The organism is Oerskovia sp. NPDC057915, from assembly GCF_042887685.1.
Lineage (GTDB): Bacteria > Actinomycetota > Actinomycetes > Actinomycetales > Cellulomonadaceae > Oerskovia.
In genome coordinates, this window is sequence record NZ_JBHVOS010000002.1 from 177,618 (window position 1) to 194,868 (window position 17,251).

Here is a 17,251-nt window from a genome sequence, read left to right on the forward strand (position 1 = left end):
ATCGACGCCCTTCCTTCGGTAGAGTCGGTCTCCCCGGCGCACCCTGCGCGCCGGTCGGCACGTCCCGAGGAGAGCCTGTGCACCTGAGCGTCGATCTGCACTACCCCGCCGGCCTGGAGGACGTCACCCGGATGCTCGCGAGCGAGGCGTTCGTCAGGTGGCGTGCGCAGCGCACCGGCGGCCCGCAGAGCCTCGTGGACCTCGCGGACGTGACCGGTTCGCTCGACGAGGGCTTCTCCGTCGTCGTCCGACGCACGCTCCCCACGGACCAGATCCCCGGCCACCTGCGCGCGTTCGTCGGGAACGCGCTCGAGATCCGTCAGGCCGAGGTCTGGGAGCCCGCGGCGGGCGACTCCCGGCGGGGCACGGTCTCGCTCGAGATCACGGGAGCCCCTGTCCGGATGACGGGCACCGTCACCCTCGAGGCCCTGCCCGACGGCGGCACGCGCCAGTCGTACGAGGGCGAGCTCAAGGCGACCGTCCCGCTGTTCGCGGCGGCCGTCGAGGAGGCTGCCGCGGGCGCCGTCCGGGCCACGCTCTCGTCCGAGGAGCAGGCCGGCGTGGAGTGGCTCACCGCCCCCTGACGAGCCCCTTGCGCTCCCCTTCGCGGTGGTCCCCGGCGCCCCTCGAGAGCACGCCACGAATCCCGTACGAGCGGTCGGTAATCGATAACGATTCGAGCACGGGATCTGGCGCCGAAACGCTGTGACCTGCGACGACGTCGGCGTGGGAGCGTTTCCACAACGCTCTGTCACCTCACGAGGTTGACATCTCCGGAAGCAACCGGCCACCATCGTGGCACTTCGTGGGAGCGCTACCACTCGAAGGAGTATGGGAGCGCTGCCACGCCGATCATCGACAAGGGAGTCACCGTGCTGAGCAGCACCCGTTCGACCCGCACCCGCACAGCAGCAGCCGCCGTCGCGGGGGTTGCGGCCCTCACCCTCACCCTGACCGCCTGCTCCTCGGGCTCCGGCTCGTCGGACGAGGGCAGCGGCTCGTCCGACGGCGAGAAGATCACCCTCACCGTCGCGACGTTCAACGACTTCGGCTACACCGACGAGATGCTGAAGTCCTACACCGACGCCCACCCGAACGTCACCGTCAAGCAGACCAAGGCCGCGAAGTCGGAGGACGCGCGCACCAACCTGACGACCAAGCTCGCCGCAGGCGGCGACGGCCTGGCCGACATCGAGGCCATCGAGGTCGACTGGCTCCCCGAGCTCATGCAGTACCCCGACCTGTTCACCGACCTCACGGACCCCGCGCTCGCGGACCGCTGGGTCGGGTGGAAGTCCGAGCAGGCCACGACCCCCGAGGGCAAGCTCATCGGCTACGGCACGGACATCGGCCCCGAGGCCATCTGCTACCGCTCCGACCTGTTCGCCGCAGCCGGGCTGCCGACGGACCGCGCGGCGGTCGCCGAGCTCCTCGGCGGCGCCGACGCCACGTGGGACGACTACTTCGCCGCGGGCAAGCAGTACAGCACCGCGACGGGCAAGGCCTGGTTCGACAGCGGCATGGCCACCTACCAGGGCATGGTCAACCAGCTCGACAACGCCTACGAGAACTCGGACGGCACGCCCAAGGACCTCGCGACCAACTCCGACATCCAGAGCCTGTACGAGTCCGTGCTGACCGCGTCCGTGACGGACAACCTCTCGGCCCACCTCGAGCAGTGGTCGGGTGACTGGGACGCCGCGTTCCAGAACGACGGCTTCGCGACCATGCTGTGCCCCGCCTGGATGACGGGCCCGATCGAGGAGCGCTCGGGCGGCATCACCGGCTGGGACGTCGCTGACGTCTTCCCCGGTGGCGGTGGCAACTGGGGCGGTTCGTTCCTCACGGTGCCCGCCTCCGGCAAGAACGCCGACGCCGCCAAGGAGCTCGCCGCCTGGTTGACCGACCCCGCGCAGCAGACCGCCGCGTTCGAGTCGGCCGGCACGTTCCCCTCGCAGGTCGAGGCGCAGGACTCCGAGGCCGTCCAGGCCTTCACGAACGAGTTCTTCAACTCCGCGCCGGTCGGCGCGATCTTCGTCGCCCGCGCCAACGCGATCGAGGGCGCCCCGTTCAAGGGCGCGAACTACTTCGCGATCCACCAGACCGTCCAGGACGCCATCAAGCGCACCGACGTCGAGAAGACCGACGACGCCAAGGCGTCGTGGGACAAGGCCATCCAGTCCTTCAAGGACCTGGGCCTGAGCTGATCCGGCGCGCGGGGTGACCCCCTCCGGGAGGTCACCCCGCGCTCCCAGGCCCCAGCCCGCCGTCGGGCATCGCGTCCCCGCTCGACCCAGCAAGGAAAGTCGGATGAGCGTCCTCACTCCCACCCAGCCCAACCAGGGCCTCGACGGACCGGCACCACGCCCGCAGCGGCGCGTCGGCTTCTCCCAGCGCCTCGGCCGCTGGGACGTCAAGCTCTCCCCCTACCTCTACATCTCCCCGTTCTTCATCCTCTTCGCGATCACCGGGCTCTTCCCCCTCGTCTACACGGCCTTCGTGTCGGTCCACGAGTGGAACCTGCTGGGCGGACAAGGGGACTTCGTCGGTCTCCAGAACTTCTCCGACGTGCTCGCGCAGCCCACCTTCTGGAAGTCGCTGCGCAACACCTTCTCGATCTTCCTGCTCTCGTCCGTGCCCCAGGTCATGTGCGCGATCATCATCGCGGCGCTGCTCGACCAGAACCTGCGTGCCGCGACCTTCTGGCGCATGGGCGTCCTGCTCCCCTACGTCGTGGCCCCCGTCGCGGTCGGCCTCATCTTCGGCCGCCTCTTCGCCGACCAGTACGGCCTCATCAACGGGCTGCTCGGAGTGATCGGGATCGAACCGATCCGCTGGCACGCCGACGCCCTCGCGAGCCACGTCGCGATCGCCTCGATGGTCAACTTCCGCTGGACCGGCTACAACGCGCTGATCTTCCTCGCCGCGATGCAGGCCGTCCCGCGCGAGCTCTACGAGGCCGCGATCATCGACGGCGCGGGCCGCGTGCGCCAGTTCTTCTCCGTGACCGTGCCCCAGATCCGCGCCACGATCATCTTCGTCATCATCACCTCGACCATCGGCGGCCTGCAGATCTTCGACGAGCCGCGCACGTACGACGCGCAGGGCCTCGGCGGCGCCGACCGCCAGTGGATGACGACGGTGCTGTACCTGTACGACGTCGCGTGGGGCAACCAGAAGAACTTCGGCCGCGCCGCCGCGATCGCCTGGATCCTGTTCATCGTCATCCTGCTCATCGGCCTCGTGAACTTCGCGATCACGCGCAGCATCTCGACCTCGGGCCCCAGCAAGAAGGCGCCACGAGCCGTCCAGCGCGCACGCCGCAAGGCGGCCGCCGCCGCGGTCCGGGCGCAGAACACGACCAGCCCGCGCGGACACTCCCCCGCCCGCAGACCCAGCGCGCCCACGAGCGCACCCAACGATCGGAAGAAGCGATGAGCTCGATCCCCGTCGTCGCGCAGACCGCCGGAGCGGGTGCCGCCCGCGCGGCCGCCCGCCGCCCGAACCGCCGCCCCGTCCGCAAGGGCACGGGGGGCCACACCCGCCGACCGGGCTGGGTCACCTACACCTTCCTCGGCCTCGTGCTGCTGATCTCGATCTTCCCGCTGTACTTCACGCTCATCCTGGGCTCGTCGACGCCGGCCGAGATCTCCAAGGCCGCGCTCCCGCAGCTCCTGCCCGACGCGAGCCTGTTCACGCAGTTCGCCGAGGTCATCGGGTCGAGCGCGATCAACTTCTGGAAGGCGTTCGCGAACTCGGTGATCATCGCGGTCGTCACGTCGCTCTCCGTGGTCCTGTTCTCCACGCTCGCGGGCTACTCGTTCGCCAAGCTCCGGTTCCGTGGCCGCGGCCCCCTGCTGGTCTTCGTCATCGCCACCATGGCCGTGCCGACCCAGCTCGGCGTGATCCCGATGTTCATCCTCATGTCCGACCTCGGGTGGATCGGCAAGCTGCAGGCCGTGATCGTGCCCGCGCTCGTCACCGCGTTCGGCGTGTTCTGGATGACGCAGTACCTGTCGGAGTCCCTGCCGTACGAGCTCATCGAGGCCGCACGCGTCGACGGTGCCTCGATGTTCCGGACCTTCTGGTCGATCGCCCTGCCCGCGGCCCGTCCCGCGGCCGCGATGCTCGGCCTGTTCACGTTCGTCCAGCAGTGGACGAACTTCTTCTGGCCGTCCATCGTGTTGAACCAGGAGAACCCGACGCTGCCGCTCGTGGTGCGGTCGCTGCAGGCGAACTACTTCGTGGACTACTCGCTCGTCATGGCAGGCGTGTTCCTCGTGACGCTGCCGCTGATCGTGCTGTTCATCTTCACCGGTCGCCAGCTGGTCGCCGGCATCATGCAAGGAGCTGTCAAGGGATGACCGAGATCATCACCCCCCGCCACCTGGGCGCCACCGACCGCGTCGAGTTCCCCCAGGGATTCCTCTGGGGCGCCGCGACCGCCGCGTTCCAGATCGAGGGGGCCGCGCACACCGACGGCCGCGAGGACTCCGTCTGGGACACGTTCTGCCGCGTCCCGGGAGCCGTCCTGGGCGGCGACGACGGCGAGGTCGCGTGCGACCACTACCACCGCTACCGCGAGGACGTCGCGCTCCTGTCCGACCTGAACCTGGGCACCTACCGGTTCTCGTCGTCGTGGGCCCGCGTCCAGCCGGGTGGCGGCGCGGTCAACCAGAAGGGCCTGGACTTCTACTCCCGCCTGGTCGACGAGCTGCTCGCCGAGGACCTGCTGCCCTGGATCACGCTCTACCACTGGGACCTGCCGCAGGCGATCGAGGACCAGGGCGGGTGGACGAACCGCGACACGGCCTACCGCTTCGCGGACTACGCCGTGACGATGCACGAGGCGCTCGGCGACCGCGTCGGGGTCTGGACGACCCTCAACGAGCCGTGGTGCTCAGCGTTCCTCGGGTACACGGGCGGTGTCCACGCCCCCGGCCGCCAGAGCCGACCCGACGGTCTCGCCGCGGCGCACCACCTCCTGCTCGGCCACGGTCTCGCGGTCCAGGCTCTGCGTGAGCGTGCCCCCGAGGCGAACCTCGGGATCACGCTCAACTTCACGGTCGCCGACCCGGTCGACCCCGACGACGCGGGTGACGTCGACGCGGCCCGCCGCATCGACGGACAGTTCAACCGGATCTTCCTGGACCCCGTCATCAAGGGCGAGTACCCGGCAGACGTCCTCGCGGACGTCGAGGAGTACGGCTTCGCCGAGCACGTCCAGGACGGTGACCTCGCGATCATCTCGTCGCCCATCGACGCGCTCGGCGTGAACTACTACCACGGCGAGCTCGTCTCCTCGAGGCCCGCGTCGACGACGCTGGACGGCTCCGCGCCGGTCGAGCGTCCGACGTCGAGCCCCTACCCCGCGGCCGACGGCGTGTTCAACCACCCGCGCGGGCTGCCCGTCACGGACCAGAGCTGGGAGATCCAGCCCGAGGGCCTCACGCGCCTGCTCAACCGCCTCCAGGCGGACTACACGGGTCCCGCGGGGGTGCCGCTCTACATCACCGAGAACGGCTGCGCCTACGACGACGTCGTGGAGGCCGACGGGTCGGTCGACGACCAGAACCGCCTCGAGTTCTTCGACGCCCACCTGCGGGCCGTCAAGGACGCGATCGACGACGGCGCCGACGTCCGCGGCTACTTCGCGTGGTCCCTCCTGGACAACTTCGAGTGGTCCTGGGGCTACTCCAAGCGGTTCGGGATCGTCCGGGTCGACTACGAGACCCAGGAGCGCACCGTCAAGGCGAGCGGGCGCTGGTTCGCCCAGGTCGCGTCCCAGAACGCGGTCCCGGCCCGCCCCTGACGGCGAGCCTCCGAACGTGGCAGTTCTCTCATCCAGGCCTGGCAGGATACTGAGACCATGAGCACCCTGAGTTCCGCGCCGACCCTGGACGAGGTCGCACAGACGGCCGGCGTGTCCCGCTCGACGGCGTCCCGCGCCATCAACGGCGGTCTGCGCGTCTCCCCCGAGGCGCAGGCCGCCGTGGACGCCGCCGTCGCCCAGCTCGGGTACACCCCGAACAGGGCGGCGCGGTCCCTCGTGACACGGCGTACCGACTCGATCGCGCTCGTCGTCCCCGAGCCCGACGAGCGCATCCTCACGGACCCGTTCCTGTCGGGGACGCTGCGCGGGGTCAGCGCGGCTCTCGCGCCCACGGACCTGCAGCTCGTGCTGCTCATCGCCCGGCCCGACGAGCACGCGGGCCGCATCGTGCGGTACCTGCGCAGCGGTCACGTGGACGGCGCGATCATCACGTCGCACCACCGCGAGGACGACCTCGAGGGCGCCGTGCTCGCGTCCCCCCTCCCCGCGGTCTTCGTCGGCCGACCCTTCACCGCGATGGACGACCTCGTCTACGTGGACGTCGACAACGTCGAGGGCGGGCGCATCGCGACCCAGCGCCTGATCGACGGCGGCTACCGCCGCATCGCGACGATCAGCGGCCCCCAGGACATGACGGCGGGCGTGGACCGCCTCATGGGGTGGCGCAAGGCTCTGCGTGCGGCGGGCCTGCCCGACGACGCGATCGCCTCGGGAGACTTCGCCGCGGCCGGCGGTGCCGCGGCCATGGAGGAGCTCCTGGACCGCCACCCCGACATCGACGCGGTCTTCGCCGCCTCGGACCTCATGGCCGAGGGCGCGCTGCGCGTGCTGCGCGCTCGGGGCAAGTCCGTGCCGGGAGACGTGGCCGTGGTCGGCTTCGACAACCTCGGCGTCGCGGGGGCGACCAGCCCGGCGCTGACGACCGTGCAGAACCCCGTCGTGGAGATGGTCAAGGCCGCGACCGGGATGCTGCTCGACCTCATCGCGGGCCACCCCGTCTCGCGGTCGCCGCGCGTCTTCTCCCCCGAGCTCATCCGCGGGGCGTCGGACTGACCGTGCGCCGCTAGTCGACGTCCCACTGCTCGGCGCGCTCGTCCCCCTGCCCGAGGTCTGCTCCGCGCGCCGCGACCTCGGCGACGGCCGCGGCCGCGATGCCCTCGGTGAGGAGCGCCCCGGCGACGACGAAGAACAGGACGTCCGTGGCGCCGTCGGGGCCCAGGAGGCTCCCGACGACCGCGAGGACCGTCACCAGCGCCGCCCCCGGCAGCACCACCGTGAGCGCGGCGCGGTGCCCCGCGATCCACGCCGCGTCGCTGCGCTGGGTCGCGGGCGTGCGGATCCCGATCAGGCCGTTGCGGGTCATCCGGTCGGTGGCCCCGAGCCAGGCGAGCCACGCGACCAGGAGCGCGACGGCGACGATGATCCAGACAGCGAGCACGGGGCCTCCTCGACGAGGTCTGCAGTGCGCCGCGGTCGGCGGGCGAGGCCGGTGGGGGCCGCGGGGGCACGCCACGAGCCTAGGGCGAACCGCGCGCGTCGTGGGAGAGCCGCTCCCTCGTCCGTGCTGCGTCGCCGAACCGTCACGCTTGTGAAAGTTCTCACAATTGTGCTCGGTGAGTCGCGCGTCACATCACCGTACCGTCGAGGCACGTCGTGCCACCGCTGACCCGAGCCTGCCCGGGACCGCACCACGACCCCTGACGACAGGCCGGAAGGACACGACATGACCGCCACCGCAGGCTCGTCCGAGAAGCGCGCGCTCCTCCCCCTCGTGATCGCGGGCCTGACCACGTTCTCGACCGTCGACTGGCCGGGCCGGCGCGTCGCGACAGTCTTCCTCCAGGGCTGCCCGTGGCGCTGCACCTACTGCCACAACCCGGACCTCGTCACGTACGCACCCCGCGACGCCGACGGGCCGATCCCCTGGACCGACGTCCTGGCGTTCCTCGGGAAGCGGCGGGGACTCCTCGACGGGGTCGTCTTCTCGGGCGGCGAACCGACCCTCCACGCCGCCCTCCCGGCGGCGATCGCCGACGTGCGGGAGCTGGGCCTCGGCGTCGGGCTGCACACCGGGGGTGCGTGGCCCGTGCGGCTCGAGCACGTCCTGCCGCTCGTCGACTGGGTGGGTCTCGACATCAAGGACCTGCCCGACCAGTACGCACGCGTCACCGGAGCCGCCCCGTCGGGCGGGGCCGCCTACCGCTCGCTGGCGGCCTTGCAGGGCTCCGGAGTCGCGCACGAGGTGCGGACCACCGTGGACCCGACCGTGCACTCCCGCGACGACGTCCTCGAGCTCTGCGGGCAGCTGTCGGCGCTGGGGGTGCGGGGACACGTGCTCCAGGAGGCGCGCCCGGTCGGCACCCGCCCGGAGTACGCCGCCGCGCTCGCCGGCCGCCGGCTGTCCGACGTGCTGGACGACGAGGACCTCCCCCAGCTCCGGCGGCGCACCTGATCGCGCCTCCGGACCACCTCGTGCCAGAACCAGCGTGACCCCTGGGTCACGCTGGTTCCGACACGTCCGGGGGCCTAGCGCGTCACGTGCCCGAAGCGGTGCATCGTGCGGCTGATCGCCTGCTCGCGCAGGACCGTGAGCAGCTCGCGCCGACCGCTCGCGAGGACCGGGTGGTCCAGCACGGTCACGTCGCCCACGTGGCCGGCCGCGGCCTCACGCAGCCCGGGTGCCGAGCCCACGACGCGCACCCGCCCCGTGACCTCGCCCCGCGCCACGGCCGCGGCGAACGCCTCGTGGCTCGCTGCCGACGGGCCGTCTGCACGGCTCACCACGACCGGCACCCCGGCCGTGCGTGCCGCCGACAGCACACGCTCGACCTCGGCCTCCGCGGCGTCAGCACCGACACGGACCGTCAGGACGTCGACCGGCCGGTACCGGAACACGTTCGACTCGACGTGCAGGCCCGACGGGTCGTGCTCGACGGCGAACTCGTGCGCCCACCAGCGGGCGTCGTCGGCCCGGGCCCACGCGAGCCACGCCTCGGGCGAGGCCTCGCGCGCGGGGACGGCTCCGGCGTCGGGCACGCTGCCCGCGGCCGGACCCGCACCGACCGCGTCGCTCCACGTGCCGAGCTCAGCCACGTAGTTGGGACCGCCCGCCTTGGCGCCCGGGCCCACGGCCGAGCGCTTCCAGCCGCCGAACGACTGGCGCTGCACGATCGCGCCCGTGATGACGCGGTTGACGTAGGCGTTGCCGACCTGGACGCGGTCGAGCCAGGTGTCCACCTCGGTGTCGTCGAGGCTGTGGATGCCGCCCGTGAGGCCGAACGAGACCGCGTTCTGCAGCTCGATCGCCTCGTCGAGCGTCGCGGCCGTCATGATCCCGAGCACCGGGCCGAACGCCTCGGTGAGGTGGAAGAACGAGCCGGGCGCGACGCCCGAGCGCAGGCCCGGGGTCCACAGGCGCCCTGCGGCGTCGAGGCGGCGCGGCGCGACGAGCCACTGCTCGCCCGGTTCGAGCGTCGTCAGGGCGCGCAGCAGCTTGTCGCCGGGAGCCTCCGTGAGCGGGCCCATGGTCGTCGAGACGTCCGTGGCCGGGCCCACCGCGAGCGAACGGACCGCGTCGACGAGCTGGACCTGGAACCGGCGTCCGGTCTCGGTGCGCGGGTCACCGACCGAACCCACGAGGATCACGAGCGAGGCCGCGGAGCACTTCTGGCCCGCGTGCCCGAACGCCGAGCGCACGACGTCGGCCGCCGCGAGGTCGAGGTCCGCCGAGGGCGTCACGACGATCGCGTTCTTGCCCGAGGTCTCGGCGAGCACGTCCAGGTCGGGGCGCCACGACGCGAACATCTGCGCGGTCTCGATGGCCCCGGTGAGGATCACGCGGGCCACGCCCTCGTGCGTCACGAGGTGGCGGCCCAGGTCGCCGTCGGGCACGCGCGAGAGCTGCACGACGTCGCGCACGGCCTCGGCCGTCAGGCCGCTCCCCGCCGGCGCGTCCGCCACGGCGTCCGCGAGCCCCGCGCGGATCGCGTCGACCGCGACCTCGAGGCAGCGCGGCGTCGCGGGGGCGGGCTTCGCGATCACGGCCGAGCCGGCCGCGAGCGCCGCGACGATCCCGCCCACGGGGATCGCGACCGGGAAGTTCCACGGCGGGGTCACGAGGGTCACGCCGTCGGGTGTGAAGGTCGCGCCGGGGACCTGGTCGAGGGCCTCGGCGGACTGCGCGTAGTAGCTCGCGAAGTCGACGGCCTCGCTGACCTCGGGGTCGGCCTCGGCGACGGTCTTGCCGGGCTCGTGCACCATGGCGGTCACGAGGTCGGTGCGGGCCTCCTCGAGCCGGGCCGCCACGGCACGCAGCGCGCGGGCCCGGTCCGCGGGGGCGACCTGCGCCCAGGCCGCGGTGGCCCGGCCGGCGCGCGCGACGACGTCGTCCACCTCGTCCGTGCTGGTCACCACGGGCGACTGCGCGGGCACGAACCCGGAGTCCGGTCCGACGATCCGCGCGGCCCAGGCGCGGTGGGCCGCGACGGCAGGGTCGGTGTCGGACGCGTTGCGGAACCCGGCCGCGGCCCTCCCGCCCTGCGCAGATCCGACGACGTCTCGCGCCTGGCGACGCGGCGCCACGTCCGCGGCGGTGTACTGCGTCCCGAGCCGGACCGAGGCGCGGTAGGCGGCCTCCTGGCGGTCCATCGCGGTGTCCGAGGGGTGGTCCGACGGGTGGTCCGACGGCGCGAACATGGCGTGCAGGAAGTTCTGCTCGGCCGCGTTCTCCTCGAGGCGGCGGACCAGGTAGGAGATCGCGACGTCGAAGTCCTCGCGCGCCACGACCGGCGTGTAGAGGACCACGCGGCCCCCGTTCAGGGCGACCTCGGCCCGCACCGCCCGGGCCTCGCCCGGCGCCATGCCCTGCAGCATCTCGATGTCGAGCGCGTGGCTGACGCCGCGCGCCCGCGCGACGAGGATCGCGAGCGCGACGTGGAACAGGTTGTGGCTCGCGACCCCGATCCGCACGGCGTCGGTGCGGGGGGCGCGCAGCGCGTGGTCGACGAGGCGCACGTAGTTGGCGTCGACGTCGGGCTTGGTCGGGTAGGGCGCCTGCTCCCAGCCGTGGAGCTCGGCCTCGACCTTCTCCATCGCGAGGTTCGCGCCCTTGACGAGGCGCACCTTGACGGGCGCACCGCCCGCCGCGACGCGCTCGGTCGCGAACGCCGTGATGCCGTCGAGCGCGCCGAGCGCGTCGGGCAGGTACGCCTGGAGCACGATCCCGGCCTCGAGGCCGTGGAACTCCTCGCGCCCCAGGATCGCCTGGAAGACCTCGGTCGTCAGGGCCAGGTCGCGGTACTCCTCCATGTCGAGGTTGAGGAACACCCCGTGGTCGCGCGCGGCGCGGTACAGCGGCAGGAGGCGCTCGACGACGCGGTCGCGCGAGCCCTCCAGGTCCCACGTGACGAGCTGCGACGCCACCGAGGACACCTTGACCGAGACGTAGTCGACGTCGGGACGCTCGACGAGCGCGATGGTCCGTGCGAGGCGGGCCTGCGCCTCGTCCTCGCCGAGCACGGCCTCACCGAGAAGGTTGACGTTGAGCGCGTACCCCTCGGCGCGAGTGCGCGCGAGGTGCTTGCCGAGCCCGGGGCCGGCGTCGGCGACGAGGTGCCCCACGAGCTGGCGCAGACGGATCCGCGCGGCGGGCACGACGACCTTCGGCAGCACGGGGGCCATGCGTGCCCCCAGGCGCAGCAGCGCGGTGTCGACGGTGCCGAGGAAGCCCTTCGCCCCGCCCGCGAGGTCGCCCAGGAGGCCGAGCTCGTGCGCGGCGACCTGGACGTCCTGGGGGCGGGCGACGTTGTCGACGAAGCGCACCGCGAGCTCGAGGCCCGCGGGGTCGGACACGAGGGCGCCGAGGCGCTCGGCGGTCCTGCGCTCGCTCACGCCCTCGGAGGCTGCGGCCGCGGTCGCGATCCAGCTGCGCGCGAGGCGGGCGGCGTCGTCGGTCAGCGCCTCGATCGGGGTGCCGGTGTGGACGTCGACGCTGGTCAGGGGCGAGGAGGCGCCGGCTCGTGACCGGTCGTCCGCGCGTGGCGCGCCCGCGGGGGCGCTCGAGTCGTGGCTGCTCATCCTCCTAGCGTGCCTCCGTTGCTGACGCTTCGTCTTGTACGATCCGGGCTGTCATGGCATCGCTTCCGGACAAGTCCGCCCCACCACGCACCTGGCCCGAGGGCGAGGCGCTCCTGGCTGCCCTCAGCCCCGCGATGGTCGACCTCATGGACGAGCTCTCGTCGACCATGTTCTGCGCCAAGGACGTCACGGGCCGGTACGTGCTGGTCAACCGCGTCTTCGTGGCCCGCACGCACGAGCGCTCGCGCCGCGCGGTCCTCGGCCGGCGCGCCACCGACCTGTTCGTGCCGCAGCTCGCCGAGCGCTACGACCAGCAGGACGCCGAGGTCCTGAGGACGGGCCGCCCGCTGCGCAACGAGCTCGAGCTGATCCGTCGCCTGGGCGGCACGCCCGGCTGGTTCCTCACGTCCAAGCTCCCGGTGCACGACGGCGCAGGTCGCCTCGTCGGGCTCGTGTCGGTCTCGCAGGACCTGAGAGAGGACGACGCCGACGACGCCTCGATGGACTCGATGGCTCGGCTCGTGGCCGGGATCGAGGAGCGTCTGGGGCAGGCGCTCACGGTCGCGGACCTCGCGGCCCTCGCAGGGTGCACGCCCGCCGTGCTCGACCGGCGGGTGCGGCGCGTGTTCTCGCTCAGCCCGCGCCAGCTCGTGCTGCGCGCCCGGGTCGACCGCGCGGCCGAGCTGCTCGCGGGCACCGGCTCCCCCATCGCCGAGATCGCGGTCGTCACGGGCTTCTACGACCAGCCGGCGTTCACCCGGACCTTCGCGCGGCTGACGGGCGAGACGCCGTCGTCCTTCCGGCGGCGGGCGCGGCGGTAGGAGCCGCTCACCCGCTTCCCCCTCCCCGCTCGCGCACCCGCCCGACCCGTGCCAAGACTGGGACCCATGACCTCGATCCCCACCGCCGCCCTGCCCGGCGGCGACATCCCCCTGCTCGGCCTCGGCACGTGGCAGTCCGAGGGCGACGACTGCTACCGCGCGGTGCGTCACGCGCTCGACGTCGGCTACCGGCACATCGACACCGCGACCATGTACGGCAACGAGGAGCAGGTGGGCCGTGCGCTCGCCGCGTCCGGGGTGCCGCGCAGCGACGTGTTCCTCACGACCAAGCTGCGCCCCGCCGACGTCGGCCGCGAGCACGAGACCCTCGCGCAGTCGCTGCGTCTGCTCGGCACCGACTACCTGGACCTGTGGCTGATCCACTGGCCGCCGTCGGGCGAGGCCTCGCCGTGGGTGTGGGCCGAGATGCTGGCGGCGCGCAACGTCGGTCTCGTGCGGTCGGTCGGGGTGTCGAACTACTCGGTGGACCAGCTCGACGTCCTGTCCGAGCAGACGGGCGAGACGCCCGCGATCAACCAGATCCCGTGGGGCCCCGACGACTACGACGCCCGGGTCGTCGAGCAGCACTCGCAGCGCGGCGTGGTCCTCGAGGGGTACAGCCCGTTCAAGCGCACGAACCTCGACTCGCCCGCGCTGCGGGCCGTCGCGAAGGCTCACGGGGTGAGCACCGCGCAGGTCGTCGTGCGCTGGCACCTCGACCACGGCTTCGTCGTGATCCCGAAGTCGGTCACGGCCGCCCGGATCGAGGAGAACTTCGACGTCACGGGCTTCTCGCTGAGCCCCGACGAGCTCGCGAGCATCGACACGCTCGGGTGACGATCCGGCCGGCGACGTGAGACGGGCCCCCACCTGGCGGTACGTTGGACGGGCACGGTCCCTCACCTCGGGACCGGGAAACCCTCATCACCCGGAGGAAGAGTGACGACGACGTCAACGCCGCCCACCAGCGGTTCCACCCAGGCCGAATCCACGGCCGAGCCCCCTCACCAGAAGGCCTCGGCCCTCGCGACGGCCCACAGCCAGCTCGCGAACGCGGTCGACATCCTCGGCTACGACCCGGGCCTGCACGAGATGCTCGCGACCCCGCGCCGCGAGGTCAACGTCTCGGTCCCGCTGCGTCGTGACAGCGGCGAGATCGTGCTGTTCCGCGGGTACCGCGTGCAGCACAACGTCTCGCGCGGGCCCGGCAAGGGCGGCCTGCGCTACCACCCGAGCGTCGACATCGACGAGGTGCGCGCCCTGGCCATGTGGATGACCTGGAAGTGTGCCGTCGTGGACCTGCCGTACGGCGGGGCCAAGGGCGGCGTGTCGATCGACCCGCGCCAGTACTCGCAGGCCGAGCTCGAGCGCGTGACCCGTCGGTACACGAGCGAGATCATGCCCGTGATCGGTCCAGAGCGGGACATCATGGCCCCCGACATGGGCACCAACGAGCAGACCATGGCGTGGGTCATGGACACCTACTCGGTCAACCAGGGCTACACGATCCCGGGCGTCGTGACGGGCAAGCCGATCCCCGTGGGCGGCTCGCTCGGGCGCACCACGGCGACGTCGCAGGGCGTGGTCCACACGACCAAGGCCGCGCTCGCGGAGGCGGGGCTCGAGGTCTCGGACGCGTCGGTCGCGGTCCAGGGCTTCGGCAAGGTGGGCTCGCACGCCGCCGCGATCCTCGCGGGCCAGGGTGCCCGCGTGGTCGCGGTGAGCGACCAGTACGGCGGTATCCACGACGAGGACGGGCTCGACGTCGCCGCCCTGTTCCGGCACGTCGCCGAGACCGGGACGGTGGTCGGCTTCGAGGACGCCGAGGCGATCGACAACCACGCGCTGCTCGCGCTGCCCGTGGACGTCCTCATCCCGGCGGCGGTGGAGGGCGTGCTCGACGACGAGACGGCGCACACCGTCAAGGCCCGCTGGGTCGTCGAGGGAGCGAACGGCCCGACGACGGCCGCGGGCGACCGCATCCTCGCGAAGAACGGCGTGACCGTGGTGCCGGACATCCTCGCGAACGCGGGCGGCGTCGTCGTGTCCTACTTCGAGTGGGTCCAGGCGAACCAGGCGTACTGGTGGACCGAGCAGGAGATCGGCGAGAAGCTCGAGCACCGCATGCACGTGGCCTACCAGGGTGTGTCGTCGCTGGCTCGTCGCGAGGAGCTGAGCCTGCGCGACGCCGCGCTCGTCATCGGCATCCAGCGCACGGCGGAGGCGCACCAGATCCGGGGTCTCTACCCGTAGCGGTCTCGTTCGGCAGCGGCAGGGCGGTCCTCGCGAGGCGAGGGCCGCCCTGCGGTGCGTCCTGGCAGGGCCGTCGGGGGCGTCCACGCGGTGCGGCCCGACGGCGCCGCGTCAGCCGCGTCGTGCGCGCAGCGTGGTCACGACGGGAGCCAGGAGCGCGATGCCTGCGGCGACGCCGGCCGCTACCGCGACGGTGCCGTCGAGCAGGGGGCCGTTCGCCCGGCCGGCGGCGATCCAGCCGAGCCCCCAGGCCATGGCCGCGCCGGTCGCGATCGCCACCACGGGCCGCCGGGCCGCGAACAGGGCGTAGGCGACGGCCAGGACAGCTCCCGCCACGACGACCACGACCGCCCAGCCGGTCTCCCCGAGGCCCAGGTCGCCCACGCCCGCGTCGGTGAGCGCGGCGGCGACGTTCGCGAGCGTCGCGACGCTGGCCCAGCCCAGGTAGAGGCCGACCGTGCCGTCGAGGACCACGGCCTGGAGCGCGCTCGTGGGCGGCGTGCGGACGAGCCGGACGAGGATCACGGCGAGGACCGCGACGAGGGCGCCGATCACGACGACGCTGAGCGGCAGAACGCCCGTCTGGACCACGCCGATCCAGGCCGCGTTGAGCAGCATCGAGGCCAGGACCCACCACGACACGGCCCGCAGCCGGGGATCGGTGGCCTGGCGCGGGAGGGCCTGGTAGATCGCGAAGGCCGCGAGCCCCAGGTAGATCACCGACCAGATCGAGAACGCGGGGCCGTCGGGCGCGACGGGGGTCGCGTCGGCGGCCAGGGCTCCCCCGGCGGCGTCCTGGATCGCCTGGCCGCCGAACGCTCCGGAGCCGAACGCCGCGCCGACGATCGCGACCGCCGCCCCGACGAGGACCGTGACCTGGCGGACCCGGTCGGCGGTCGTGGGGGCTGCGGCGGGCTGGGCAGAGGTGGTCGCTCGGGTGGTGCTCATGACCCCAGCATGCCAACGCTCAGCATGCTGAGCATCTTGTGGACGCCCCGCTGGCGCCGGACACCCTCGACCGGTTACGCTCCGGCGCCAGCAGATCGCCGCGACGCGGCCCGCCGTCGGAGAACCACATGAACAGCACGCTGCGAGCGGCGCTCGGCGCACTCGTCCACGTCCTCGCCCCGGGGGTCGCGGCGGACGGCGACCGGGCGGCGTCGACCAGGGCATCGGCGTCGGCGTCGGCGTCGGCGTCGGCGTCGACGTCGACGTCGACGGAGCCTGTGGCGACGGCGGAGCCTGTGGCGACGGCGGACCGGACCTTCGCCGAGCAGCAGTACGTCGCCCCGGCGTGGGAGCACGGCCACGTGCCGATGTCGGTCGACCTGTTCGGGGCCTTCGCCCGGGTCCTCGACGCCCGAGCCCCCGCCACCTCCCCGGGCACCCCGGGGCCCCCGGGCACCCCGGAGACGCCGAGTGCGGAGTAGCTGTCGCGGATCGGGCGGATCGGCGACAGCTGCTCCGCACTCAGCGGCAGGTCACGAGGTCAGGACAGGGGCTGGCGTCCCGCCCACTCGATGAGCGTGGTCCGGGGACCGGTGAAGAACGGCGTCTCCTCGCGCACGTGGCGACGCGCCTCGGTCGCGCGCAGCTCGCGCATCAGGTCGACGATGCGGTGCAGCTCCTGGGCCTCGAACGCCAGCAGCCACTCGTAGTCGCCGAGCGCGAACGACGCGACCGTGTTGGCGCGCACGTCCGGGTAGTCGCGTGCCGCCAGGCCGTGGTCGCGCAGCATGGTGCGGCGCTCGGCGTCGGGCAGGAGGTACCAGTCGTACGACCGCACGAACGGGTACACGCACAGGTACGCCGACGGCTCCTCGTGCATGAGGAACGCCGGGACGTGACCGCGGTTGAACTCGGCCGGACGGTGCAGGGCTGCGTTCGACCAGACGGGCTCGAGGTGGCGCCCGAGCTCGCTGGCACGCAGGCGCTGGTAGGCGCCCTGGACGGATTCGATGGTCGGCCCGTGCCACCAGACCATGAGGTCGGCGTCGGAGCGGAGGCCGCCCAGGTCGTACCAGCCACGGACCACGAGGTCGCCCTCGACGGCCGCCGGGTCGTCGCCGCCGCCGACTGCCGCGAGCGCCGCCTCGACCATCTCGGTGCGCTCGGCGGCGTCGGCCGGCAGGGACTCGGCCAGCGCGAAGACCGACCACATCGTGTAGCGGATCGAGTCGTTGATCTGCTCGTGGTCCACGGGGACGCGGTGCGCGTCGTTCATCGTCGTGCCTCTCTGGTGTGCGTGCTCCCGGTCCGTCGACGTCCC

Annotated in this window: 15 protein-coding genes; 11 read left to right on the top strand and 4 right to left on the bottom strand. The window is 72.6% G+C overall.

The window, feature by feature from the left end; translation table 11 throughout:
- Positions 1 to 77 precede the first annotated feature (77 nt).
- The 6 genes from ACFVQ3_RS02125 (at position 78) to ACFVQ3_RS02150 (ending at position 6,886) form a co-directional block, all read left to right on the top strand.
- On the top strand, positions 78 to 584 hold the full coding sequence (locus ACFVQ3_RS02125; RefSeq protein WP_387634476.1) for a DUF2505 domain-containing protein: 507 nt from the start codon (positions 78 to 80) through the stop codon (positions 582 to 584).
- A gap of 288 nt (positions 585 to 872) precedes the next feature.
- Positions 873 to 2,207 carry an ABC transporter substrate-binding protein gene (locus tag ACFVQ3_RS02130; protein ID WP_387634478.1) on the top strand — a complete coding sequence of 445 codons (1,335 nt, stop codon included), beginning with the start codon at positions 873 to 875 and terminating at the stop codon, positions 2,205 to 2,207.
- A 103-nt stretch (positions 2,208 to 2,310) separates the two neighbouring features.
- Positions 2,311 to 3,438, top strand: a complete 1,128-nt coding sequence (locus ACFVQ3_RS02135) for a carbohydrate ABC transporter permease (protein ID WP_387634481.1) — start codon at positions 2,311 to 2,313, stop codon at positions 3,436 to 3,438.
- On the top strand, positions 3,435 to 4,364 hold the full coding sequence (locus ACFVQ3_RS02140; protein WP_377678818.1) for a carbohydrate ABC transporter permease: 930 nt from the start codon (positions 3,435 to 3,437) through the stop codon (positions 4,362 to 4,364). Before ACFVQ3_RS02135 ends, ACFVQ3_RS02140 begins: the two co-directional genes overlap by 4 nt.
- A complete protein-coding gene (locus tag ACFVQ3_RS02145) occupies positions 4,361 to 5,812 on the top strand; it encodes a GH1 family beta-glucosidase (RefSeq protein ID WP_387634484.1) in 1,452 nt (483 codons plus the stop codon). The genes ACFVQ3_RS02140 and ACFVQ3_RS02145 overlap by 4 nt, the downstream gene beginning before the upstream one ends.
- 57 nt (positions 5,813 to 5,869) lie before the next feature.
- Positions 5,870 to 6,886: a LacI family DNA-binding transcriptional regulator gene (locus tag ACFVQ3_RS02150; protein WP_387634487.1), complete on the top strand. Its 1,017-nt coding sequence runs from the start codon at positions 5,870 to 5,872 to the stop codon at positions 6,884 to 6,886.
- Between the two features lie 10 nt (positions 6,887 to 6,896).
- Here ACFVQ3_RS02150 and ACFVQ3_RS02155 read toward each other — a convergent pair whose 3' ends face one another.
- Positions 6,897 to 7,271 carry an SdpI family protein gene (locus ACFVQ3_RS02155; protein ID WP_387634490.1) on the bottom strand — a complete coding sequence of 125 codons (375 nt, stop codon included), beginning with the start codon at positions 7,269 to 7,271 and terminating at the stop codon, positions 6,897 to 6,899.
- A gap of 285 nt (positions 7,272 to 7,556) precedes the next feature.
- Between ACFVQ3_RS02155 and ACFVQ3_RS02160 the strand changes: the two genes are divergently transcribed.
- Positions 7,557 to 8,285, top strand: a complete 729-nt coding sequence (locus tag ACFVQ3_RS02160; protein ID WP_387634493.1) for an anaerobic ribonucleoside-triphosphate reductase activating protein — start codon at positions 7,557 to 7,559, stop codon at positions 8,283 to 8,285.
- Between the two features lie 74 nt (positions 8,286 to 8,359).
- Here ACFVQ3_RS02160 and ACFVQ3_RS02165 read toward each other — a convergent pair whose 3' ends face one another.
- Positions 8,360 to 11,908: a proline dehydrogenase family protein gene (locus ACFVQ3_RS02165; RefSeq protein WP_387634496.1), complete on the bottom strand. Its 3,549-nt coding sequence runs from the start codon at positions 11,906 to 11,908 to the stop codon at positions 8,360 to 8,362.
- Between the two features lie 53 nt (positions 11,909 to 11,961).
- Here ACFVQ3_RS02165 and ACFVQ3_RS02170 point away from each other — a divergent pair, with 53 nt between their 5' ends.
- The 3 genes from ACFVQ3_RS02170 (at position 11,962) to ACFVQ3_RS02180 (ending at position 14,982) form a co-directional block, all read left to right on the top strand.
- Positions 11,962 to 12,729 carry a helix-turn-helix domain-containing protein gene (locus ACFVQ3_RS02170; RefSeq protein WP_387634498.1) on the top strand — a complete coding sequence of 256 codons (768 nt, stop codon included), beginning with the start codon at positions 11,962 to 11,964 and terminating at the stop codon, positions 12,727 to 12,729.
- 66 nt (positions 12,730 to 12,795) lie between these two features.
- Positions 12,796 to 13,566: an aldo/keto reductase gene (locus ACFVQ3_RS02175; protein ID WP_387634501.1), complete on the top strand. Its 771-nt coding sequence runs from the start codon at positions 12,796 to 12,798 to the stop codon at positions 13,564 to 13,566.
- A gap of 102 nt (positions 13,567 to 13,668) precedes the next feature.
- Positions 13,669 to 14,982, top strand: coding sequence for a Glu/Leu/Phe/Val dehydrogenase (locus ACFVQ3_RS02180; protein ID WP_387634503.1), 1,314 nt, complete (start codon positions 13,669 to 13,671; stop codon positions 14,980 to 14,982).
- A gap of 111 nt (positions 14,983 to 15,093) precedes the next feature.
- On the opposite strand, the gene ACFVQ3_RS02185 is transcribed toward ACFVQ3_RS02180, so the two are convergent.
- Positions 15,094 to 15,930 (bottom strand): tryptophan-rich sensory protein, encoded by an 837-nt coding sequence (locus tag ACFVQ3_RS02185; protein WP_387634505.1) that lies wholly within the window; start codon positions 15,928 to 15,930, stop codon positions 15,094 to 15,096.
- Positions 15,931 to 16,058: 128 nt separating this feature from the next.
- Between ACFVQ3_RS02185 and ACFVQ3_RS02190 the strand changes: the two genes are divergently transcribed.
- The gene (locus tag ACFVQ3_RS02190) at positions 16,059 to 16,412 is read left to right on the top strand and encodes a hypothetical protein (RefSeq protein WP_387634507.1); all 354 of its coding nucleotides are present in this window, start codon (positions 16,059 to 16,061) and stop codon (positions 16,410 to 16,412) included.
- Positions 16,413 to 16,471: 59 nt separating this feature from the next.
- On the opposite strand, the gene hemQ is transcribed toward ACFVQ3_RS02190, so the two are convergent.
- Entirely contained in the window at positions 16,472 to 17,206 is a 735-nt protein-coding gene (gene hemQ, locus ACFVQ3_RS02195; RefSeq protein ID WP_387634510.1) for a hydrogen peroxide-dependent heme synthase, read from the bottom strand.
- Positions 17,207 to 17,251 lie beyond the last annotated feature (45 nt).